This window comes from Prosthecodimorpha staleyi (genome assembly GCF_018729455.1).
In the GTDB taxonomy this organism is placed as follows: domain Bacteria; phylum Pseudomonadota; class Alphaproteobacteria; order Rhizobiales; family Ancalomicrobiaceae; genus Prosthecodimorpha; species Prosthecodimorpha staleyi.
Genome location: NZ_JAHHZF010000013.1, coordinates 112,116 through 133,852, shown reverse-complemented (window position 1 = coordinate 133,852; position 21,737 = coordinate 112,116). Strand labels below are relative to the sequence as shown.

The window sequence follows — 21,737 nt, the reverse complement described above, 5'->3', positions numbered from 1 at the left end:
TGAATTCGGCATCAAAGGTCCAATGGCCGACGATCGGACGTCCGCCTCACCCGATCGGCTGCAGCGGCACCCGCCAGATCTCCTGCGCATATTCGGTGATCGCCCGGTCCGACGAGAACCAGCCCATCCGCGCGGTGTTGAGCAGGCTCGCCTTCCACCACGCCTCCTTGTCGCGCCACAGCCGGTAGATGTCGCGCTGCCGGGCATAGTAGCTGTCGAAATCGGCGGTCACCATGAAGTAGTCGTGGAAGCGCAGGCTGTCGACGAGCCCGCGATAGCGGCCCGGCTCGTCGGGCGAGAACACCCCGGAGGCCATGGCGTCCAGGATCTCCGGCAGGCGCGGCGATGCCGCGATCACCGTCGTCGCATCGATGCCGCGGCGCCGGCGGGCCTCGACCTCCTCCGCGGTCAGGCCGAAGATGAAGATGTTCTCCGGCCCGACATGCTCGCGGATCTCGACATTGGCACCGTCGAGCGTGCCGATGGTCAGCGCGCCGTTGAGGGCGAACTTCATGTTGCCGGTGCCCGACGCCTCCATGCCGGCGGTCGAGATCTGTTCGGACACGTCGGCGGCCGGGATGATCGCCTCGGCGAGGCTGACATTGTAGTTCGGCAGGAAGGCGACCTTGAGCAGGCCGCGCACGGTCGGGTCGGAATTGACCACCTTGGCCACGTCGTTGGCGAGCTTGATGATCAGCTTGGCCTGATGGTAGCTCGCCGCCGCCTTGCCGGCGAAGATCTTGACCCGCGGGATCCAGTCGCGCGTCGGCTGCGAGCGGATTTCCTCGTAGACCGCAATGGTCTCCAGGATGTTGAGCAGCTGGCGCTTGTATTCGTGGATGCGCTTGATCTGCACGTCGAACAGCGCGTCCGGATCGACCTTGACGCCGAGCTGTTCGGCGATGATCCGGCCGAGATGGATCTTGTTGGCCCGGCGCACCGCGGCGACCCGGCGCTGGAAGGCACGGTCGTCGGCGACCTTCTCGAGTGCCTTCAGGTCCGCCGTCCGGTCGACCACGTCGGCCCCGCAGGCCTCCTGGATCAGCCGGGTCAGCCCCGGATTGGCCTGGTAGAGCCAGCGGCGGAAGGTGATGCCGTTGGTCTTGTTGACGATCCGGCCCGGATAGGCGCCGTTGAGGTCGCGGAACACGGTGACCCGCATCAGGTCGGTGTGCAACGCCGAGACGCCGTTGATCTTGTGCGAGCCGACGAAGGCGAGATGGCCCATGCGCACGCGCCGGCCGCTATGCTCGTCGATCAGCGACAGGGCGCGGACCATCTCGTCGGTCACCTCGCCGGACTTGCGCAGCCGGTCGAGATGCAGCGCGTTGATCATGTAGATGATCTGCATGTGGCGCGGCAGCATCCGCTCCATCAGCGGCACCGCCCAGGTCTCCAGCGCCTCGGGCAGCAGGGTGTGGTTGGTGTAGGAGAAGACGCCGGTGGTGATCGTCCAGGCCGCCTCCCACTCGATATGGTGGATGTCGACCAGGAGCCGCATCATCTCGGCGATGGCGATCGCCGGATGGGTGTCGTTGAGCTGGATCGCGACCCGCTCGGGCAGGGTCTCGATGGCGTCGTGCTGGCGCAGGTGCCGGTCGATCAGATCCTGCATCGAGGCCGAGACGAAGAAATATTCCTGGCGCAGGCGCAGTTCCTGGCCGGCCGGCGTGGCGTCGCTCGGATAGAGGATCTTCGAGATCGCCTCGGCGCGCACCTGCGCGGTCAGGGCGCCGACATGGTCGCCGCGGTTGAAGGCGTCGAGCCGCAGCGGATCGGGCGCGCGCGCCGACCAGAGCCTGAGCGTGTTGACGTGCCGGCCGCGCCAGCCGGGCACCGGCGTGTCGTAGGCGACCGCCTCGATGGTCTCGCCCGGGTGCCAGACGTGACGGAAGGTGCCGTCGGGGCGCGCCATCGCCTCGACATGGCCGCCGAAGCCGATCGAATAGTCGATCTCGGGCCGCGGAAATTCCCACGGATTGCCGAAGGACAGCCAGTCCTCGGGATATTCGAGCTGCCAGCCGTCCTTGATGCGCTGCCGGAACAGGCCGTGGTCGTAGCGGATGCCGTAGCCATGGGCGGCGATCGACAGGGTCGCCATCGAATCCATGAAGCAGGCCGCGAGCCGGCCGAGGCCGCCATTGCCGAGCGCGGCGTCGGGTTCCACCTCGCGCAGCCGGTCGAGATCGACGCCGAGTTCGGACAGCGCGACCCGGACCGGGTCGGTCAGCTGCAGATTGTTGAGCGCGTCGAACAGCAGGCGCCCGATCAGGAATTCCAGGCTCAGATAGTAGACGCGCTTGGTGTGCTTGGCCCAGATCAGGTCGCGGGTTTCGGTCCAGCGGTCGACGATGCGGTCGCGCACCGCCAGCGCGGTGGCGACGAACCAGTCGCGGTCGCTGGCATTCTCGGCATGCTTGCCGATGAAGTAGGTCAGCTTGTCGAGGATCGCTGCCCTGAGTTCGGCCACCTCGCTCGCCGCACCGCTGCCGTCCTGGTAGGTCCCTGCCTGTACCGCCGCCCCGGAGCCAACGCCCGCTTCCTGCATCTCGACCACGCGCGTCTCCTGCCTCGTCCGTCCGGAACCGATCGCCCCGCCCCCGGGGCCGATCACCCTCGCCCATTGAAGACCCGGGCGCGTGACGGTTCAAGCGCACCGCTGACGCAATTGCGGGCGGCGGCGGTCATGGCGCGGGCAAAGCAAGCGGAACCGACGGCAAGCAAAACGGCACGGCAGCGCGCGGGCTGCCGTGCCGTTCCCGATCAACGATCCGGAATCGTGTGCCGCAATCAGCGGATCCGCTCGACGCAGGTCGTCGCGCCATAGGCATCCTGCACGCATTCCCGCTCGATCACCTTGGGGGCTTCGGGCTGCACGACCACGGTTCCCGAGCCGGTCGCACCGGCGGCGCCGCCGATCGTCGCACCCGCCACGCCGCCGACCACGGCGCCGACCGGCCCGCCGATCACCGCACCGGTCGCCGCACCCGCAGCCGCACCGGTCACCGCCCCGACAGCCTCATCGGCGGAGGCGAGCGACGGAACGGCCAGCAGAGTGGCGACGGCAGCCATGGTCAAGAAAGTCTTGCGCATGTTCTGTCCTCCATTGCGTTGCACTGGCCTGACAACGCCGGCGGATACGATCGGTTCCCGATGAATACCCCGATCGACCGATACACATCGCTGCAATGTAACATTCTCTGTAGAACGCTCTCGCCTATCCTATACGGCTGGAACCCGGAGGCCGCATTCCGATTGTCTTGATGCGTGCGACAGAGAATTCACATCGCGAGCGGGCATTCCGGTCCTGTCGGGAGCGGCCGCAGGAAAATTCGTTCGGCGGCCGGAACCAATCGGAAGCTAGGGCGTTGTCGAGAATAGGGTGGCTGCCCTCAAAAGGAGCAAACAGACATGCGCAATCTGATTCTCGCCGCGGCCGCGTTCGGCGGCCTTCTCGCCGCGACGCCGGCCTCCGCCTTGCCGATGGTCAATCCGCTCGGTTCGGATGCCGGCGCCAGCCGGGCCGAAACCGTGGCGCTCTACTGCAACCGGCGCGGCCACTGCGTGCGCGTGAAGAAACACGGCTACTATTTCCGCGGCCCGGTCGTGCGCAGCTGCGGCCCCAACTGGCGCTGGAACGGCTACAACTGCGTGCGCAACAAGGTCATCATCCGCGGCGGCGGCGTGAAGGTGAAGATCAAGCCCTGACGGCTCACTGCGAACCTGCAGGCAAGGCGCCCCTCCGCGGGCGCCTTGCCTTTGCCCGGGCTCCGGATGTCCGACCCCGTCCCGCCGTCGCATGAGCGACCGACCGGACGGTGACGACCTCAGATCCAATTCGGACGTACCCTCCCGACGGACCGACCGCACCCCCATATCATGACCAGCCCGCCGCCGATGCGACGGCCGGGCGGGCGTCTGGTCGGACGGCGCGACATCTGCCGATCGGATCCGCACGAAGCCGTTCAGCCGTCGCATCGGCGGGCACTTCTGACGATGCGCAAGGTCTGCAGGACCGGACACTCGAACGGAGCGAACCGATGAATGCGATGCCCGCCGCCGATGCCCTGCCGGATCCCGGCGAAAGCGCGCCGGTCCGGGCGGACACCGGCGCGCGCCGGATCGCCATGATCGTCAATCGCCAGGCCGGTACGGTGCGGAGCTGGGACGAGGCGGCTCTGACGGCGCGGCTGCGCGCTGCGGCGGATCGGCTCGGACACCTCGCCGAACTCGTGCTGGCCGATGCCGCGGACCTGCATGATCATATGGAGCGAACCTTTGCGGATCCGGCGATCGACCTCGTCGTGGTCGGCGGCGGCGATGGCACCGCCTCGTCGGCGGCCGCGGCGGCGATCCGGCACGGCAAGCCGATCTGCGTGCTGCCGCTCGGCACCTTCAACCTGTTCGCCCGGCTGAGCGGGTTTCCACCCGATCTCGACGCGGCGCTGGCGCGCCTGGGCGACGGCGAACTGGTGAACATCGACGCCGGTCGGATCGGCGAGCGCTGGTTCGTGCATCATGTCTCGATCGGCGCCCATCCGCGCGTCATCCGCCTGCGCGAGGAGGCCGGCTACACGGACCGGCGCGGCAAAATGCTCGCCGGCATCCGGGCCTGGGCGCATGCCATCCTGGATCCGCCGAGGCTGCGCCTGTCGATCGGTGCGGACGAGATCACCCTGCGCGGCGCCTTCGCGAGCGTGCTGGTCACGGTCAACGAACTGGCCGAGCAGCCCGCCGTGGCCCCCTTGCCGCTCGATCCGCGCGGCGGCCGTCTCGCCGTCTATGCGACCCGCGCCATGTCGCCGGGCCGGCTGATCCTGTTCACCCTGATGGCGCTGGCCGGACGCTGGCGGTCCAATCCCTTCGCAGCCTTCGCCAAGGCCCGGCGCGTCGCGATTCGGTCGACCCGCCCGTCATTGCATCTGGCCATGGACGGCGAACAGGTCGAGATGACCGTGCCGTTCCACGTCGAACTGGTGCCCGGCGCCTTGACCGTCCTGCGCCTGCCGACAGCCTGACCGGTCAGGGCCGCAGCCCGCCGGCGCCGTCCACCGCGAGCGTCACGGCGAGACGGGCATAGTCCTCCCGGCTGACCGGGCCACCCGGGCGAAACCAGAGATAATGCCAGTTGAGCATGCCGAACAGGCTCATGGTCACCGGCTTCAGAAGCGCGCCGCCTTCGAGCGCCGGCACCGCCGCCGCGATCGCCGCCGCAAAGTATCCGACCAGCCGGCGCTCCAGATCGCGCAGTTCGTCCTGCTGCTCGGGCGGCAGCTTCTTCAGCTCGTTGATCTGGATCTTGTGTTCCGCGTCGGCGTCCCGGTAGGCGTCGAGCAGCGCCGAGGCGAGCCGGACCAGGCGCTCGCGCGGCGCCTCGTCATGGCCGTTGGCGCCCTCGACGGCCGCAACCAGTTCGTCGAGATGCAGGCGGATGATGTCGTAGAGCAGCACGTCCTTGGAGACGTAGTAGTGATAGACCAGCGCCTTGGAGACGCCGCAGGCCTTGGCGACCTCGGCCATCGACGAGCGGTCGTAGCCGCCGTCGGCGAAGAGCCGTGCCGCAGCCTTCAGGATGGCGCGGCGTTTGTCGTCGTGGTCGACCGCCCTGGGTCTTGCCATGGAACCGCTATTCCTTCGGGCGGCGATCGACGACCCGCCGCGCCTTGCCGGCCGAACGCTCCACCGTACCGGGCGAGCCGACCAGGATCTTGGCGCTGACGCCGATCACACTCTTGATGTGATGCCTGAGTTCCGAGGCCGACGCGGCCCGTTCCGCCTCTTCGGCATGGTCCGGCGCGGCCTCGCAATGGACCGTCATCTCGTCCATCCGGCCCTCCCGCGTCAACTCCACGAAATAGTGCGCCGAGAGGCCGGCGCATTTCAGGATCTGCTCCTCGATCTGCGTCGGGAAGACGTTGACCCCGCGCACGATCATCATGTCGTCGGAGCGGCCGGTGACCTTCTCCATGCGGCGCATCGAGCGCGCCGTGCCGGGCAGCAGCCGGGTCAGGTCGCGCGTGCGGTAGCGGATGACCGGCATGGCCTCCTTGGTCAGCGAGGTGAAGACCAGTTCGCCGCTGGCCCCGTCCCCGACCGGCAGGCCGGTCGCCGGATCGACGATCTCGGGGAAGAAGTGATCCTCCCAGATATGCAGGCCGTCCTTGGTCTCGACGCATTCGTTGGCGACGCCCGGACCCATCACCTCGGACAGGCCGTAGATGTCGACCGCGTGCATGTCGAAGGCCTGCTCGATCTCCTCGCGCATGGCATTCGTCCACGGCTCGGCGCCGAAGATGCCGACCTTCAGCGAGGAGGCGCGCGGGTCGAGCCCCTTGGCGCGGTATTCGTCGAGGATCGCCAGCATGTAGCTGGGCGTGACCATGATGATGTCCGGCTCGAAATCCTGGATCAGCTGGACCTGGCGCTCGGTCATGCCACCGGAGACCGGGATCACCGTGCAGCCGAGCTTTTCGGCGCCGTAATGGGCGCCGAGGCCACCGGTGAACAGGCCGTAGCCGTAGGAGACATGCACCTTCATGCCGGCCCGGCCGCCGGAGGCGCGGATCGAGCGGGCGACCACCTGCGACCAGGTGTCGATGTCGCGCGCCGTGTAGCCGACCACGGTCGGCTTGCCGGTCGTGCCCGACGAGGCATGGACACGGGCGACCTTCTCACGCGGGACCGCGAACATGCCGAAGGGATAGTTCTCGCGCAGATCCGCCTTGGTGGTGAACGGGAATTTGGCGATGTCCTCGAGCCGGCGGAAGTCGTTCGGATGTACCCCATGGGCATCGAACTTGCGCCGGTAGTGCGCCACGTTCTCGTAGGCGTGGCGCAGCGTCCAGGCCATGCGCTCGGTCTGCAGCGCGATGATCTCGTCGCGCGAGGCGACCTCGATCGGATCGAGGATGTCGCGGTGCGGCACGATGTCCGTATACATGGGTCCCCTCCCTGGCCGGGCGCCGCAGTCCGGCGCCTCGTTGTCGTTTCGTGTCGTGATGCGGCCGACGCGCCGGTTGCATGCCCCGGGCGGCAAGCCCGGGGCGGGGCGGTCCGGACCGGTCAGGCTCGGGCGGTGCCGTCGACCTGGTCGGGCAGGAACACGCCCTTGATGGTGCGTGAATTGCCGCGGAATTCGGCCAGCACGGTGCCGTCCTGGCGGCTGACCGTCACGTCGTAGATGCCGGACCGGCCGGACCGGCTGCGTTCCACCGCGCGCGCCGTCAGCCGGTCGCCGAGCCGGCCGGGCGCCACATAGGCGATCTGGCAGCCGGCCGCGACGGTGTTGGCGTTGTAGGTGTTGCACGCGAAGGCGAAGGCGGAATCGGCCAGCGTGAAGATGTAGCCGCCGTGGCAGAGGCCGTGACCGTTGACCATCGCCTCGGTGACGGTCATCGACAGGACCGAACGGCCGGGACCGACCTCTTCGATCGCCATGCCGAGGCCGCGGCTGGCCTTGTCCTCGGCCCACATCAGGTCGGCGCAGGCCCGGGCCAGCGCCTCCGGCGAAAGCTTCTCAGCCATGGCTCAGCTCCGCTCGGCGAAGCGGGCCGGACGCTTTTCCATGAAGGCGGCGACGCCCTCCTGGTAGTCGTCGGAGCGGCCGAGCGCGGCCTGCGCGTCGCGCTCCCAGTCGAGCTGGGCGGAGAGCGTGCCGGTCTCGGCCAGATCGAGGCCCTCGCGCAGGCGGACCAGGGCGCCGGTCGGCATGGCGGCGAGACGGGCCGCGAGCGCCTCGGCCTCGCCCGCCAGCGCCGCGTCGTCGACCGCCTTCCAGATCATCCCCCAGGATTCGGCCGTCTCCGCCGTGACCGGTTCGGCGAGCGCCGCCAGCGCATAGGCGCGAGCCCGGCCGACCAGGCGCGGCAGGGTCCAGGTGCCGCCCGAATCCGGGATCAGCCCGATCTTCGAGAAGGCCTGGATGAAGCGCGCGGATTTCGCGGCCAGCACCAGGTCGCAGGCGAAGGCGATGTTGGCGCCGGCGCCGGCGGCGACGCCGTTGACGGCCGCGATCACCGGCACCGGCATGGTGCGCAGGCGGCGGATCAGCGGGTTGTAGAAGCGTTCGATGGTCTCGGAGAGGTCCGGCGGCGGCGCGCCGGGCGCGCGGTTGCGGTCCGACAGGTCCTGGCCGGCCGAGAAGCCGCGGCCCGCCCCGGTCAGGATGACGGCGCGGACGCTGCGATCCTCGGCGGCCGCGTCGAGCGCCGCCTTCAGGGCGACATGCTGGTCGGCGTTGAAGCTGTTCAGCTTGTCGGGGCGGTTGAGGGTCAGGCGGCGCCAGCCGGCACCGTCCTCGATCCGCACCACCGCGTCGGCGGGCGTGTCCGTCATGGCATCTCCTCGTGTCCGGCTCTTTTCGATCAGATTTCACTTGACTGACTGGCCGGTCGGTTAATTAATAGGCGCAAGGTTGACCGGCTGTCAACGACAGGATCGAGAACCGGACGGCACCGTTTCGCACGATTGTTGCGACATCGGTGACCGGAACCGGTTTCGGCGGGAGGATACCATGAGCGCATTCTTCGCGGCCCATCGGGGCCTGCTCGAGGCTGCCGTGCAGGCGGCGCGCACGCGCGGCTACTGGAGTGCCTATCCGGAAGCGCCGTCGGGCAAGATTTACGGCGAGACCGCCAAGGCGGACGGCGAGGCCGCCTTCAAGGCCCTGCTCGGCCAGCCCTTCCCGCTCGACCAGCAGGCCACGACCCGCGTCGGCCGCGAGACCTCGCCCTACGGTTTCGATCTCGCCATCACCTACCCGTCCGCGCCGGTTGCGAGCCTGGTCGCCGCCGCCGAGACCGCCGGGGCCGCCTGGGCGCGCGCCAGCGTCGAGGACCGCGTCGGCGTGGCGCTCGAAATCCTCGCCCGGCTCAACCGGGAGAGCTTCCTGATCGCCAACATGGTGCAGCACACCTCCGGTCAGGCCTTCATGATGGCCTTCCAGGCCGGCGGCCCGCATGCGCAGGATCGCGGCCTGGAGGCGGTCGCCTACGCCTATGACGAGATGGCCAAGATCCCCGGCGCGGTGACCTGGACCAAGCCGGCCGGCAAGGTCAACCTGGTGCTCGACAAGCAGTTCCGCATCGTGCCGCGCGGCGTCGCGCTGGTCGTCGGCTGCGCCACCTTCCCGACCTGGAACAGCTATCCGGGCCTGTTCGCCTCGCTGGTCACCGGCAACCCGGTCATCGTCAAGCCGCATCCGGGCGCCATCCTGCCGCTCGCCGAGACCGTCCGCGTCGCCCGTGCGGTGCTGGCCGAGGCCGGCTTCCCGGCCGACGTGGTCCAGCTCGCCGCCGACGAGGCCGACGCCCCGATCACCAAGGACCTGGTGCTGCATCCGGCCGTGAAGATCATCGACTTCACCGGCTCGCCGGCCTTCGGCGCCTGGGTGCGCGCCCATGCCGAGGGCAGGCAGGTCTATACCGAGGAGGCCGGCGTCAACTCGATCGTCATCGACGGCACCGACGACTTCCGCGGCATGACCGGCAACATCGCCTTCTCGCTGTCGCTCTATACCGGGCAGATGTGCACCGCCCCGCAGAACATCTTCGTGCCGCGCGCCGGCATCGAGACGCCGGACGGCCACAAGAGCTTCGAGGCGGTCGCCGACGGCATCAAGGTCGCGGTCGACCGGCTGCTCGGCGATCCCGAACGCGCCGCCGCCGTGCTCGGCGCCGTACAGTCCGAGGCGACGCTCGCCCGCGTCGACGCGGCCGCCGCGAAAGGCCGGGTCATCCGGGCCGCCGAGCGGATCGCCCTGCCGGGCTATGACGGCGCGCGTGCGATCACGCCGCTGATCCTGGCCGCCGATGCCGCCGACACGGCGGACTACACGGTCGAGTGCTTCGGCCCGGTCGCCTATGTGATCGCCACCGATTCGACCGCGGATTCGCTCGCCCGCGCCGCCGGAACCGCGCGCGAGAAGGGCGCCATCACGGCCAGCCTCTATGCGACCGACCCGGCCGTGATCGATGCCGCCGCCGATGCCTTCGCGGCCGCCGGCGTGGCGCTGTCGGTCAACCTGACCGGCCAGGTCTTCGTCAACCAGTCGGCCGCCTTCTCCGACTACCACGTCTCCGGCGCCAATCCGGCCGGCAATGCCAGCCTGACCGACACCGCCTTCGTGGCCGGCCGCTTCCGCGTTGCGACCGTGCGCCGGCAGTCGGCGGCCTGACCGTCCGGCATCCCGGCCCGACACCGGGATGCGGAGATTTTGACAGGCTCGACGGTCGCGCCGGGAGGGCGGGGCTGGACCGGGCCGACCGGCCGGCACACAGTGTCGAAAAGCCGGAATGGCGAAAAACAGAAACTGGGAGGAAAACCATGACCTGTCACAGTGCTCTGAAATCCCTTCTCGGCGGCGCGACGCTGGCGCTCGCGCTGGCCGCGCCTGCCGTCGCGCAGGAGACGATCAAGATCGGCGCCGTGCTGTCGGCGACCGGCCCGGCCTCCTTCCTGGGCGACCCGGAAGAGAAGACGCTGAAGCTCTATGTCGACCGCATCAACGCGGCCGGCGGCGTCGGCGGCCGCAAGATTCAGCTCGTCACCTATGACGACGGCGGCGACGCCAACAAGGCCAAGACCTTCGCCCAGCGCCTGGTCGAAGAGGACAAGATCGTCGCCATGGTGGGCGGCTCGACCACCGGCACCACGATGGCGATGATCCCGGTCTTCGAGGATGCCGAAGTGCCGTTCATCTCGCTCGCCGGCGCGATCGAGATCGTCGAGCCGGTGCGCAAGTTCGTCTTCAAGACGCCGCATACCGACAAGATGGCCTGCGAAAAGATCTTCGACGACCTGAAGAAGCGCAGCCTCGCCAAGATCGGCCTCGTCTCCGGCACCGGCGGCTTCGGCGCCTCGATGCGCAAGCAGTGCCTGGCGGTCGCGGCGAAATACGGCGTCGAGATCGTCGCCGACGAGACCTACGGTCCGAAGGACACCGACGTCACCCCGCAGCTGACCAAGATCAAGGGGACGGCCGGCGTGCAGGCGGTGGTCAATGCCGATTTCGGCCAGGGCCCGGCCATCGTGACGCGCAACTACCGCCAGCTCGGCATCACCCTGCCCTTCTACCAGAGCCACGGCGTCGCCTCGAAGCAGTTCATCGATCTGGCCGGCGAGGCCGCCAACGGCGTCCGCCTGCCCGCCTCAGCCCTGCTGGTCGCCGACAAGCTGCCCGACAGCGATCCGCAGAAGAAGACCGTGGTCGGCTACAAGACCACCTTCGAGGAAGTCGCCAAGCAGCCGGTCTCGACTTTCGGCGGGCATGCCTATGACGGCCTGATGATGGTGGTCGATGCGGTCAAGCGGGCGAATTCGACCGAGCCGAAGAAGCTGCGCGACGCCATCGAGGCGACCAAGGGCCTGATGGGCACGGCCGGCGCGATCACCATGACGCCGACCGACCATATGGGCCTCGATCTGACCGCCTTCCGCATGCTGGAAATCAAGAACGGCGACTGGACGCTCGCCAACTGAGCACCCGGCCGGGGCGGCCCCGCCCGTCCCGGCCCACTCTTCGGCCCGAGACCACGCGGCCGGTGCCCGCCCGCCGATCCGCGTGTTCCGCACCGTCGCCGGTCGGCCGCGCCCAACGCATGGCCGGCTGAACGCACGCCCCGCCCGGGACCGCGCTCACGCCCGTGCCGACCGTCGCGCCGAACCGGCGCGCAGGACCATCCCCGAAGACCGCCCCCGGGACCGCCATGGCCGAACTGCTGCAGTTCATCTTCTCCGGCCTGACCGTCGGCGCCGTCTATGCGCTGGTCGCGCTCGGCTTCACGATCATCTACAACGCCTCCGACGTGGTGAATTTCGCCCAGGGCGAATTCGTCATGCTCGGCGGCATGGCGACCGTGTTCCTGGCCGCCGCCGGCCTGCCGCTGCCGCTCGCGGCGATCGCGGCGGTCGTCGTCACGGTTGCGGTCGGCCTCGGGCTCTATCTCTTCGCCATCAAGCCGGCGCGCGGCGCCTCGGCGGTGACGCTGATCATCATCACCATCGGCGCCTCGATCGCGCTGCGCGGCGCCGCCCAGATCGTCTTCGACAAGCAGTTCCACCGCCTGCCCTCCTTCTCGGGCGACGACCCGATCCACATCCTCGGCGCCACCATCCTGCCGCAGAGCCTGTGGGTGATCGGCGGGGCCGGCGTCATCCTGGCCGCGCTGTGGTGGTTCTTCCGTGTCACCCTGACCGGCAAGGCCGTGCTCGCCACCGCCGCCAACCGGCTGGCCGCGAGCCTGGTCGGCATCGACACCCGCTTCGTGGTCGGCCTGTCCTTCGCGCTCTCCGCCGCGATCGGGGCGATCGCCGGCATCCTGGTCGCGCCGATCACCCTGACCTCCTACGAGGTCGGCACCATGCTGGCGCTGAAGGGTTTCGCCGCCGCCATGCTGGGCGGCATGGGCAACCCGATCGGCGCGGTCGCCGGCGGGCTGCTGATCGGCCTCCTGGAGGCCTTCGGCGCCGGCTACCTGTCCTCGACTTACAAGGATGCCTTCGCCTTCGTGGTCATCCTCCTGGTGCTGTTCGTCATGCCCGGCGGCCTGTTCGGCGCCCGATCGGTGGAGCGCGTCTGACCATGCCGGCCCTCCTCCGCCGCTTCCTGCCCGTGCTGATCCTGCTGGCGCTCGTCGTCGCGCTGCCGTTCCTGCTGAAATCGGCCTATCAGCTGCGCGTCGCCACGCTGGTCTTCACCGCCGGCCTGACCGCGATCGGGCTCAACATCCTGATGGGCCATGCCGGCCAGGTCAGCCTCGGCCACGCCGGCTTCGGCGGCATCGGCGCCTACGCGGTGGCGATCCTGCCGACCCATTACGGCATCCATCCGCTGGCCGCCTTCGGGCTCGGCGTCTGCGCGGCGGGCCTGCTCGCCTATGCGGTCGGGCGGCCGATCCTGCGCCTGCGTGGCCACTATCTGGCGGTGGCGACCCTCGGCATGGGCATGCTGATCGCCATGGTGATCCAGAACCAGCAGGGGCTGACCGGCGGGCCGGACGGCATGCAGGTGCCGCGCATGGAACTGTTCGGCTGGCGCGTGCGCGGCGCAGAGACCTGGTACTGGATCTGCGGCGGCTTCCTGATCCTCGGCGCCGTGCTGGCCGTCAACCTGATCGACAGCCCGACCGGGCGGGCGCTCCGGGCCGTGCACGATTCGGAAGTCGCCGCGCGCGTACTCGGCATCGACGTGGCGCGCGCCAAGCTGACCGCCTTCACCATCTCGGCCGTCTATGCGGCGACCGGCGGCGCGCTGCTTGCCTTCGTCAACGCCTTCGTGACCCCGGACATCGCCGGCTTCCTGCATTCGGTCGAGCTGGTCACCATGGTGGTACTGGGCGGCCTCGGTTCGGTCGTCGGCGCGGTCGTCGGGGCCACCATCCTGGTCGTGCTGCCGCAGGTGCTGACCGTGTTCCACGAATACGAGCATCTCGCCATCGGCCTGATCATGATCGGCGTCATGATCTTCATGCGCGCCGGCGTGGTGCCGACCCTGATCGGGCTTGTCCGCGGGAGGTCCGCATGAACGCCGTGCCGATTCTCGAACTCGACGGCATCTCGATCGCCTTCGGCGGCCTGAAGGCGCTGTCGAATGTCTGCTTCCGGGTCGAGAAGGGCGAGATCTTCTCGGTCATCGGCCCGAACGGCGCCGGCAAGACCACGCTTTTCAACATCGTCTCGGGCGTCTACCGGCCGCAGTCCGGCACCGTGAAACTCTCCGGCACGCCCGTCACCGGCGAGCCGCCGAACCGGCTCGCCGCCCGCGGCCTGTCGCGCAGCTTCCAGAACCTGCAGATCTTCGCCCGCATGAGCGCGGCCGAGAATGTCATGGTCGGGCGGCACCTCAAGGAAAGCCGCAACGTGGCGGCGCATCTTCTCGGCCTCGGCGGGCGCGACAACCGGGCGAGCCGGGCGCGCGCGATGGACCTCCTCGCCCTGATCGGCCTCGCCGGCGACGCCGATACGCCGGCCGGCGCGCTGCCCTACGGGGCCGCCAAGCGCCTGGAGATCGCCCGCGCGCTCGCCACCGAACCCGCTCTGCTCCTGCTCGACGAGCCGGCCGCCGGCTGCAATCCGGTCGAGACCGGCGAGATCGAAGAGGTCATCCGCAGGATCGCCGCCATGGGCATCACCGTCGTCCTGGTCGAGCACGACATGAAGCTGGTCATGCGCATCTCCGACCGCATCCATGTGCTGAACTACGGCGAGACGCTCGCGGAAGGCCGGCCGCAGGACATCCGCACCCATCCCAAGGTGGTCGAGGCCTATCTCGGCCGCCACGGCAGCCGGGAGGCGGCCCATGCCTGAGACACTTCTGGAGGTCGACGGCCTGGTCTCCGCCTATGGCCGCGTCAAGGCACTGAAGGGCGTGTCGGTGACGGTCCGGGCCGGCGAGATCGTCAGCCTGGTCGGCGGCAACGGGGCCGGCAAGACGACGCTGCTGCGCGCCATTTCGGGCGTCCAGCCGGTCATCGGCGGCAGCGTGCGCTTCCTCGGCGAGGATGTCACCAGGCTCGTCCCGCATGCCCGCGTGGCGCGCGGCATCGCGCAGGTGCCGGAGGGCCGCCAGATCTTCGCGCCGCTGTCGATCGAGGACAATTTGCGCCTCGGCGCCTACCGGCGCCGCGACGGTGCGATCGCCGCCGACATGGACGCCGTCTACGAACTCTTCCCCGTGCTCAAGGCGCGCCGCGCGACGCCGGCCGGCGGCCTCTCCGGCGGTCAGCAGCAGATGCTGGCCATGGGCCGCGCCCTGATGAGCCGGCCGAAGCTCCTGCTGCTCGACGAACCGTCGATGGGGCTGGCGCCGATCCTGGTCGATCAGATCTTCGAGATCATCGCCTCGCTCAAGCAGCGCGGCGTCACTGTATTTCTGGTCGAACAGAATGCCGCCGCCGCCTTGTCGATCGCCGACCGAGGTTACGTGATCGAAACCGGTAAAATTGCACATGAAGGCGAGGCCGCAAGTCTGCTGGCCGACGACCGGGTGCGGGCCGCCTACCTGGGAATATAGCCGCCATCCGGCGATGCTTTGCCCGATCGGATTCGTCAGTGAGACTGACGTTTCGCAGAATGCCGGCGGATAAATCTTGACTTCGCTTTCGTTCGGGCCTATCTGTCGAGTGCAATCAGATTGCGGCCCGGTATTGGCCCTCGACGCGTTGAGCGTCTCGGACGTCACGCCTTCCAAAAATCTCGGTTGTTGCGCACCGCGCGGGCACGAGCGTCCGTGTGGGCGTCGATCTTATGTCTAGAAGGAATGGTCCAATGGCGACCGGAAAAGTGAAGTGGTTCAACGCGCAGAAGGGCTATGGATTCATCCAGCCCGACGACGGCGGCAAGGACGTTTTCGTCCATATCAGCGCTGTCGAGCGCGCCGGCATCTATGAGCTCGCGGAAGGTCAGCCGATCTCCTACGAGGTGCTCACCGATCGCCGCACCGGCAAGTCCTCTGCCGGCAATCTGGTCGTCAAGCAGTCGGCCTGACAAGAGCCACTCAAAGCCGGTTTTCGGTGCCAGGATTCGGACGGATGACATCATCCGCGCCAGCCTGACCGCCGCTCTCCGGTGAGACGGTTCGGCGCGCGGGCCTCTCGCGCGCCGCTTGGTTCGGTGCAGCATATCCCCGAAACGGGGACGGACCCCACGGGGACTGGCTGCCACCGGGCCGCGACGGCCGATCCTCCTTCAGGATACGGCGCACGGGTCGCCTCCTCCGCGTGCAGGCCTGAGCCGGGTGCATTTGCCCCCAAGCCACGCCGCCCTGCACCATCCGGATCGGAGGCGCTGCCTCAGCAAGTGGACTTTGCCGGCCGGTTCGGCCGCCCTGCCCCGCTTGCGGCAAACTTGCCGTCGCGTTTTTTTCATCGCTCCATTCATGTGAAGAACACGAAAGACGTTCACGTGGATGGAAGGGTGCCGCCCCCGGGACATTCCCGCCGGCGCCCGGTCCCCGGGGCTCCCGACTCGTGCGGAGCCGACCGACGCGGACCCGTCCCCGTCACCCGTCCGGCTTGAAGCTGGACCCCAAGAAAGTCATGTCCGCTTGACCCAATTCTCTGCTCTCGGCCTGGCCGCGCCGCTTCTCAAGGCGCTCGCCGCCGAAGGCTATGACACCCCGACTCCGATCCAGGCCCAGGCCATCCCGCGCGTGCTCGAAGGCCGCGACGTTGTCGGCGCCGCCCAGACCGGCACCGGCAAGACGGCCGCCTTCTCGCTGCCGATCCTGCAGCGGCTCGCCGCCACCCCCAAGGCACCGGTTCCGCGCACCATCCGGGTGCTCATCCTGGCGCCGACGCGCGAACTCGCCTCGCAGATCGAGGAGAGCATCCGGGCCTATGGCCGCTTCCTCAAGATCACCTCGGCGACCGCCTTCGGCGGCGTGCCGATCGGCCGCCAGCGCCGGGCCCTGTCCGGCGGCCTCGACATCCTGGTCGCCACCCCGGGCCGCCTGCTCGACCTCGTCGACGGCGGTGACCTGAAGCTCGGCACGGTCGAGGTTCTGGTCCTCGACGAAGCCGACCGGATGCTCGATCTCGGCTTCATCCACGCCCTGCGCCGGATCGCCTCGCTGGTCCCGGCCAAGCGCCAGAGCCTGTTCTTCTCGGCCACCATGCCGAAGCCGATCCGCGAACTGGCGGCCCGCTTCCTGCACGATCCGGTCGAAGTCGCCGTCGCCCCGGTCGCCACGGCGGCCGAGACAGTCGACCAGGCGGTGATCATGACGCGCGGCGAGCGCAAGCCGGCGCTGCTCGCGCATGTGCTGAGCAATCTCAACGACCGCGCGATCGTCTTCACCCGCACCAAGCACGGCGCCGACAAGGTCGTCCGACTGCTGGAGCGGGCCGGCATCGCGTCGGCGGCGATCCACGGCAACAAGAGCCAGCCGCAGCGCGAGCGGGCGCTCGCCGCCTTCCGCGACGGCTCCACGCCGGTGCTGATCGCGACCGACATCGCCGCCCGCGGCATCGACGTGGACGGCGTCGGGCTGGTCGTCAACTACGACCTGCCGAACATCGCCGAAAGCTACGTGCACCGCATCGGCCGCACCGGCCGGGCCGGCGCCACGGGCCGGGCGATCGCCTTCTGCACGTCGGAGGAGACCGAATTCCTCGCCGACATCGAGAAGCTGATGCGCCGCAAGGTGCCGCGGCGCGACGAACCGGACGAGATCGTCTATGCGGCCCCCGCCGCGCCGCTTCCGCCGGTGCAGCGGACCGAACCGCAGGGCGACGCCCGCCGCAACGGCGGACGCGGCCGCCAGGGTCCCGGTCGCGGCGAACCGTCGCGCGGCGGCCACGGCCGTGGCGAGGGACGCCGGGACGAGCAGGCGCCCGTTCGCACGGACAAACCGCGGACCCGCTCCGCAGCCGCCGGCGAGATGACGCGCGATGCGCGTCCGGCGCGTGACGCCCGTCCGCCCCGGGCCGAGGCCGATCGCCGGTCCGGCGAACCCGTGCGTCACGGCGAAGGCCGCGACGCGCGCAAGCCGGCCGGTCCTGCGCCGCGCAGCGAGAACCGCCCGCGCACCGAGTCCCGGCCGCGCCCCGAGGGCCGTCAGGGCCGCGGCGGCAGCTTCGGCGACCTCGTCCGCAGCATCGGCACCGACGGCCGCTGACGGTCCGAAGCCGGCATCTGCATCCTGTAGAGGCCGGCCCGAACCGACGGATCGCGATCCGCTCAAGCCATCGACGACCAGAGCCGGTGTTCCCATCAGGGTTCACCGGCTTTGTTTTTGCAGCGCGCGCCCGGCCTGGTCGCCGCCGGCCGGACGGCATCGGACCGTAGCTTTTCCAGAACGACGGCAACGATGAACGATCGCCGGCATGCGATCCGCGAATGTCTCAAGCCGGCGTCGCAGGCGCGACAGTCGCGCGGCTTTCACGGGTCCCGATGCGGCAACCCGGGCGGTCGGGATCAGCCGTCGCGGCGACCGCGCGCATCGGCAGCGGCGGCGAGATCCGGGCCGAGCGCGGCCAGCCGGGCCGCAAGACGATGCTGCAGGGCGCGCACGACCTCCGGATACTCTTCGAGCACGCGGCGAAAGGTCTGACGGCGGATCTCGATGACCGTGCTCGGCCCCGCGGCGATCGCGCTGGCCGGCCGCTCCGCCTCGATCACCAGGGCGACCTCGCCGATCAGGGCGCCGGGCGGTGCCGAGGCGACCAGCCGGGTGCCGCGCTTGAGGTCGATCCGTCCGGACACCACGACGAAGCTGCTGTCGGCGCGGTCGCCTTGCAGAAACAGGGTGGTGCGGTCGCCGAGATAGCGGGCCTCGGCGCTGAAGGCGAGCAACTTCAAGGGCTCCGACGGGAGGTCGGCGAACAGGGGCACGCGCCGCAGGACTTCGATGTCTCGCTCGAGTGTCATTCCGTGCGGCTTCTCACCCCGTCACACGTCCGTCCGGCCCGGTCGCGCCGAATCATGGCGCCATGCGCCGCCGAAGCCTCCCGGCGGGGCCGTGTGGGTATAATCGAAAAAGCGCCCGGGCGGGGGCGAAATTCACGGGACGAGCTTGTAACCCCCGGATTCCGTCACCAGCAGTTCGGCATTGGACGGATCGCGCTCGATCTTCTGGCGCAGCCGGTAGATGTGGGTTTCCAGCGTGTGGGTGGTGACGCCGGAATTGTAGCCCCAGACCTCGTGCAGCAGCACGTCGCGCGACACCGAACGTTCGCCGGTGCGATAGAGATATTTGAGGATCGCGGTCTCCTTCTCGGTCAACCGGACCTTGGACCCGCGTTCGTCGAGCAGCAGCTTGGCGGCGGGGCGGAAGGTATAGCGGCCGATCGTGAAGGTCGCGTCCTCGGTCTGCTCGTGCTGGCGCATATGGGCGCGCAGGCGCGCGAGCAGCACGGCGAACTTGAACGGCTTGGCGACATAGTCGTTGGCGCCGGCCTCCAGGCCGAGCACCGTGTCCGAATCGGTGTCGTGCCCGGTCAGCATGATGATCGGCGCCTTGAAGCCGTTCTTGCGCAGAAGCCGGACGGCCTCGCGCCCGTCCATGTCCGGCAGGCCGACATCCATGATCAAGAGATCGACATGTTCGGTGCGCGCCAGCTGCACGCCCTTGGCGGCCGTATCGGCTTGCTGCGTCTCGAATTCCTCGTAGAGAGACAACTGCTCGACGAGACCTTCGCGAAGATCGGTATCGTCGTCGCAGATGAGAATCTTGCGCGCCGCCATGGACAGCTATCCTCGTACGCGGAATCGACAGAGGGTCCGGCGCGAAGAATTCGGCCAGACGGTGGGGGTGACAAAAAACCATCGTTCGGTGTCGAGTTCAAGGCACGCCGTTCCGCCATGATTCCGACCGCGCTCACGCCTGCGCGAGACCGGCGTGAGGTGAATGGCCGCCGGATCGCCGGGCCTTGCCGGGGCGCGGACGGCCCGTCATTCTCAGGCTTCGTTCATCCTGGCGCCTCGTCCGTCGGGGCGGATCGCCGCGCCGTCGCGGGCCGGCCGCCCCAGCCCGTCGCCGCAGGCCCGGGCCGTTCGCCCCCTCGCCTTTCGAACCCGGTCCCCTCCGTCCATGCCGCAGCGCCGCCGCTCCGCCGATCCCTCGTCTCCCGCCCGCCTCATCGTCCAGGTCCGGCCCGGCTGCCCGACCGAGGGCCTGATCCGGCTCGGCGCGCTCGCCGTGCCGTGCCGGCTCGGACGCACCGGCATCACCCGCTTCAAGCGCGAGGGCGACGGCGCCACCCCGGTCGCCGCCATGCGGGTGCTCGCCGTGCTGTACCGCGCCGACCGCATCGCGCGCCCGGCGACGCGCCTGCCGGTCCGCGCACTGCGCCGCGACGACGGCTGGTGCGACGCGCCCGGCGACGGCCGCTACAACCGCCCGGTCCGGCTGCCCTTCGCCCCGTCGCACGAGGCGCTGTGGCGCGACGATCATGTCTATGACGTTGTCGTGGTGCTCGATTGGAACGTGACCCGCCGCAGCCAGATGCGCGGCAGCGCGATCTTCTTCCACCTGACCCGCCCGGACCCCGCCCCGACGGCCGGCTGCGTCGCCGTTGCCCTGCCGGCCATGCGCCGCCTGCTCGCCCGCTTGGCCCCCGGCGCCGTGCTGGCGGTCAGGGGATGACGCGCTTGGCGGTGATGCCGCGCGGGCGGTGATCAGGCGATGAATTGCGGCGGGACGTGGTCGGCGAGCCAGACCTTGTCGTGGCCGGCATAGAAGGGATGGCCGGCGGCCGCGGCCTCGCCGGCGGCGACGGTCAGGATCACGGGCGCGTCGGCCTTGCGCCGGCCGACCTCGACGGCGGTCGCCCGGTCGGTCGAGAGATGGACATACTGGCGGCCCATCGGCCGGAGACCGTCGGCGCGGATCGCCGCCGCCGCCTCGGGCGAGGTGCCGTGGAACAGGATCGCCGGCGGCGCCAGGGCGACCCGCTCCAGCCGCTGCGGCAGCGAATGGCCGTAGATGGCGCGGATGCGTCCGTGCTCGATCGCGAAGCGGGTCTTGGACGCCGTCGCCAGCATGGTGTCGAGATCGCCGGGGCCGAGATCGCGCCAGTCCGGCCGCTCGCGCTTCAGGGCCGCGATCAGGTCCGCAACCGCGACCGCGCCGGCCGCGTCCAGTTCCAGCTCGTAGAGCCAGGGCTCGTGGCGCAGCGCGTGGGCGACGCTCCGGCTGAGGGCCTTGTAGTCCATCGACGATCCTCCCGCGATGGAGCCTTCACCATCGCGCCCCCGTGGCGTCTCATACCATTCCTCGATTGACAGAAAATCGACGCCGCGCGACCGGCGCCCTCACCGTTCGATGCGGGCGATCACCGGGACATGGTCGGACGGACGATCCCAGCCGCGCGCCGCGCGCAAGACCTCGATCGCGGCGACGCGCGGGGCGACGGCCGGGCAGGCCCAGACATGGTCCAGGCGGCGGCCCTTGTCGGCGGCGGACCAGTCGGCCGAGCGGTAGCTCCACCACGTGTAGAGCTTCTGCGGCACGGGGATGTGGCTGCGCATGGCGTCGACCCAGCCGCCGCCGGTGCGGATCGCCTCCAGGGCGGCGGTCTCGACCGGGGTGTGGCTGACCACGCCGAGAAGCTGCTTGTGCGACCAGACATCGTGCTCGAGCGGCGCGATGTTGAGATCGCCGACCACGATCGAGGCGCGACCGGCCGGCGCCTTGCCGATCCATGCGGCCATCTCGTCGAGGAACTGGAGCTTGTGGGCGAACTTCTCGTTGAGGGTCGCGTCCGGTTCGTCGCCGCCGGCCGGGACATAGAGATTGTGGATCTCGACCCCGTCGCCGCCGTCGTCGACGGTCACCGCGATGTGGCGCGCGTCGCCCTTGTCGCAGAAGCCGCGCCGGTCGATCGCCGCGAAGGGCAGCCGCGAGAGCACGGCGACGCCGTGATAGCCCTTCTGGCCGTTGATCGCCTGATGGACATAGCCGAGCTTGCGGAAGACCGATGACGGGAAATTCGCCTCCGGGCACTTGATCTCCTGCAGGCAGAGCACGTCCGGCGCACGCTCCGCCGCCAGCCTTTCGACCAGGTCGGTGCGGATGCGGACGGAATTGATGTTCCAGGTGGCGAGTGTGAAGGAACGGGCCATGCAGGATCTCGGATCGGCGCCACGGGGCTGACGGCCGCAGGCGGCCGCAAGCATCAGGATTTGCCCGGACCCTAAACCATCCCGCAGCCTGAGGGAATCGCCGGCCGAGCGGGAAGCCGCGCGCATGCACCGGTATCTCGCCGACCGGACCCGGTGCCGGATCCCCGTCCGCCGGC

General features: G+C 69.4%; 21 protein-coding genes. 11 read left to right on the top strand and 10 right to left on the bottom strand.

Annotated features, from left to right (window positions below):
- Positions 1-46: 46 nt before the first annotated feature.
- On the bottom strand, positions 47-2,548 hold the full coding sequence (locus KL771_RS23545) for a glycogen/starch/alpha-glucan phosphorylase (protein WP_261971026.1): 2,502 nt from the start codon (positions 2,546-2,548) through the stop codon (positions 47-49).
- A gap of 242 nt (positions 2,549-2,790) precedes the next feature.
- Positions 2,791-3,093 (bottom strand): hypothetical protein, encoded by a 303-nt coding sequence (locus tag KL771_RS23540; RefSeq protein WP_261970954.1) that lies wholly within the window; start codon positions 3,091-3,093, stop codon positions 2,791-2,793.
- A gap of 318 nt (positions 3,094-3,411) precedes the next feature.
- On the opposite strand from KL771_RS23540, the gene KL771_RS23535 reads away from it, so the two are divergent.
- Both KL771_RS23535 and KL771_RS23530 read left to right on the top strand, forming a co-directional pair.
- Positions 3,412-3,708, top strand: a complete 297-nt coding sequence (locus KL771_RS23535; protein WP_261970953.1) for a hypothetical protein — start codon at positions 3,412-3,414, stop codon at positions 3,706-3,708.
- A gap of 332 nt (positions 3,709-4,040) precedes the next feature.
- On the top strand, positions 4,041-5,018 hold the full coding sequence (locus KL771_RS23530) for a diacylglycerol/lipid kinase family protein (RefSeq protein WP_261970952.1): 978 nt from the start codon (positions 4,041-4,043) through the stop codon (positions 5,016-5,018).
- A gap of 4 nt (positions 5,019-5,022) precedes the next feature.
- Here KL771_RS23530 and KL771_RS23525 read toward each other — a convergent pair whose 3' ends face one another.
- From KL771_RS23525 to paaG, 4 genes are all read right to left on the bottom strand, one after another.
- The gene (locus KL771_RS23525; protein ID WP_261970951.1) at positions 5,023-5,619 is read right to left on the bottom strand and encodes a TetR/AcrR family transcriptional regulator; all 597 of its coding nucleotides are present in this window, start codon (positions 5,617-5,619) and stop codon (positions 5,023-5,025) included.
- A 7-nt stretch (positions 5,620-5,626) separates the two neighbouring features.
- On the bottom strand, positions 5,627-6,940 hold the full coding sequence (paaK, locus tag KL771_RS23520) for a phenylacetate--CoA ligase PaaK (RefSeq protein WP_261970950.1): 1,314 nt from the start codon (positions 6,938-6,940) through the stop codon (positions 5,627-5,629).
- 122 nt (positions 6,941-7,062) lie between these two features.
- Positions 7,063-7,524 (bottom strand): hydroxyphenylacetyl-CoA thioesterase PaaI, encoded by a 462-nt coding sequence (gene paaI, locus KL771_RS23515; RefSeq protein ID WP_261970949.1) that lies wholly within the window; start codon positions 7,522-7,524, stop codon positions 7,063-7,065.
- 3 nt (positions 7,525-7,527) lie between these two features.
- Positions 7,528-8,334 (bottom strand): 2-(1,2-epoxy-1,2-dihydrophenyl)acetyl-CoA isomerase PaaG, encoded by an 807-nt coding sequence (paaG, locus tag KL771_RS23510; protein WP_261970948.1) that lies wholly within the window; start codon positions 8,332-8,334, stop codon positions 7,528-7,530.
- 178 nt (positions 8,335-8,512) lie between these two features.
- On the opposite strand from paaG, the gene paaN reads away from it, so the two are divergent.
- The 8 genes from paaN (at position 8,513) to KL771_RS23470 (ending at position 17,614) form a co-directional block, all read left to right on the top strand.
- Positions 8,513-10,174 carry a phenylacetic acid degradation protein PaaN gene (gene paaN, locus KL771_RS23505; protein ID WP_261970947.1) on the top strand — a complete coding sequence of 554 codons (1,662 nt, stop codon included), beginning with the start codon at positions 8,513-8,515 and terminating at the stop codon, positions 10,172-10,174.
- A gap of 149 nt (positions 10,175-10,323) precedes the next feature.
- A complete protein-coding gene (locus KL771_RS23500) occupies positions 10,324-11,478 on the top strand; it encodes an ABC transporter substrate-binding protein (RefSeq protein ID WP_261970946.1) in 1,155 nt (384 codons plus the stop codon).
- A 227-nt stretch (positions 11,479-11,705) separates the two neighbouring features.
- Positions 11,706-12,578 carry a branched-chain amino acid ABC transporter permease gene (locus KL771_RS23495; protein WP_261970945.1) on the top strand — a complete coding sequence of 291 codons (873 nt, stop codon included), beginning with the start codon at positions 11,706-11,708 and terminating at the stop codon, positions 12,576-12,578.
- Positions 12,579-12,580: 2 nt separating this feature from the next.
- Positions 12,581-13,522, top strand: coding sequence for a branched-chain amino acid ABC transporter permease (locus tag KL771_RS23490; protein WP_261970944.1), 942 nt, complete (start codon positions 12,581-12,583; stop codon positions 13,520-13,522).
- A gap of 5 nt (positions 13,523-13,527) precedes the next feature.
- Entirely contained in the window at positions 13,528-14,304 is a 777-nt protein-coding gene (locus KL771_RS23485) for an ABC transporter ATP-binding protein (protein WP_390867593.1), read from the top strand.
- Complete coding sequence (locus KL771_RS23480; RefSeq protein ID WP_261970942.1) at positions 14,297-15,010, top strand: ABC transporter ATP-binding protein; 714 nt, start codon at positions 14,297-14,299, stop codon at positions 15,008-15,010. The genes KL771_RS23485 and KL771_RS23480 overlap by 8 nt, the downstream gene beginning before the upstream one ends.
- A gap of 254 nt (positions 15,011-15,264) precedes the next feature.
- On the top strand, positions 15,265-15,483 hold the full coding sequence (locus KL771_RS23475; protein ID WP_054359050.1) for a cold-shock protein: 219 nt from the start codon (positions 15,265-15,267) through the stop codon (positions 15,481-15,483).
- Positions 15,484-16,042: 559 nt separating this feature from the next.
- Positions 16,043-17,614, top strand: coding sequence for a DEAD/DEAH box helicase (locus KL771_RS23470; protein WP_261970941.1), 1,572 nt, complete (start codon positions 16,043-16,045; stop codon positions 17,612-17,614).
- A 299-nt stretch (positions 17,615-17,913) separates the two neighbouring features.
- On the opposite strand, the gene KL771_RS23465 is transcribed toward KL771_RS23470, so the two are convergent.
- Entirely contained in the window at positions 17,914-18,366 is a 453-nt protein-coding gene (locus KL771_RS23465; protein WP_261970940.1) for a cyclic nucleotide-binding domain-containing protein, read from the bottom strand.
- A gap of 132 nt (positions 18,367-18,498) precedes the next feature.
- The gene (locus KL771_RS23460; RefSeq protein WP_054359053.1) at positions 18,499-19,182 is read right to left on the bottom strand and encodes a response regulator transcription factor; all 684 of its coding nucleotides are present in this window, start codon (positions 19,180-19,182) and stop codon (positions 18,499-18,501) included.
- A gap of 346 nt (positions 19,183-19,528) precedes the next feature.
- Between KL771_RS23460 and KL771_RS23455 the strand changes: the two genes are divergently transcribed.
- Positions 19,529-20,083 (top strand): L,D-transpeptidase family protein, encoded by a 555-nt coding sequence (locus KL771_RS23455; protein ID WP_261970939.1) that lies wholly within the window; start codon positions 19,529-19,531, stop codon positions 20,081-20,083.
- A gap of 32 nt (positions 20,084-20,115) precedes the next feature.
- Here the strand turns inward: KL771_RS23455 and KL771_RS23450 are convergent, their stop codons facing one another.
- Both KL771_RS23450 and KL771_RS23445 read right to left on the bottom strand, forming a co-directional pair.
- Positions 20,116-20,652 (bottom strand): RNA 2'-phosphotransferase, encoded by a 537-nt coding sequence (locus KL771_RS23450; protein ID WP_261970938.1) that lies wholly within the window; start codon positions 20,650-20,652, stop codon positions 20,116-20,118.
- Positions 20,653-20,751: 99 nt separating this feature from the next.
- Complete coding sequence (locus KL771_RS23445; RefSeq protein ID WP_261970937.1) at positions 20,752-21,561, bottom strand: exodeoxyribonuclease III; 810 nt, start codon at positions 21,559-21,561, stop codon at positions 20,752-20,754.
- Positions 21,562-21,737 lie beyond the last annotated feature (176 nt).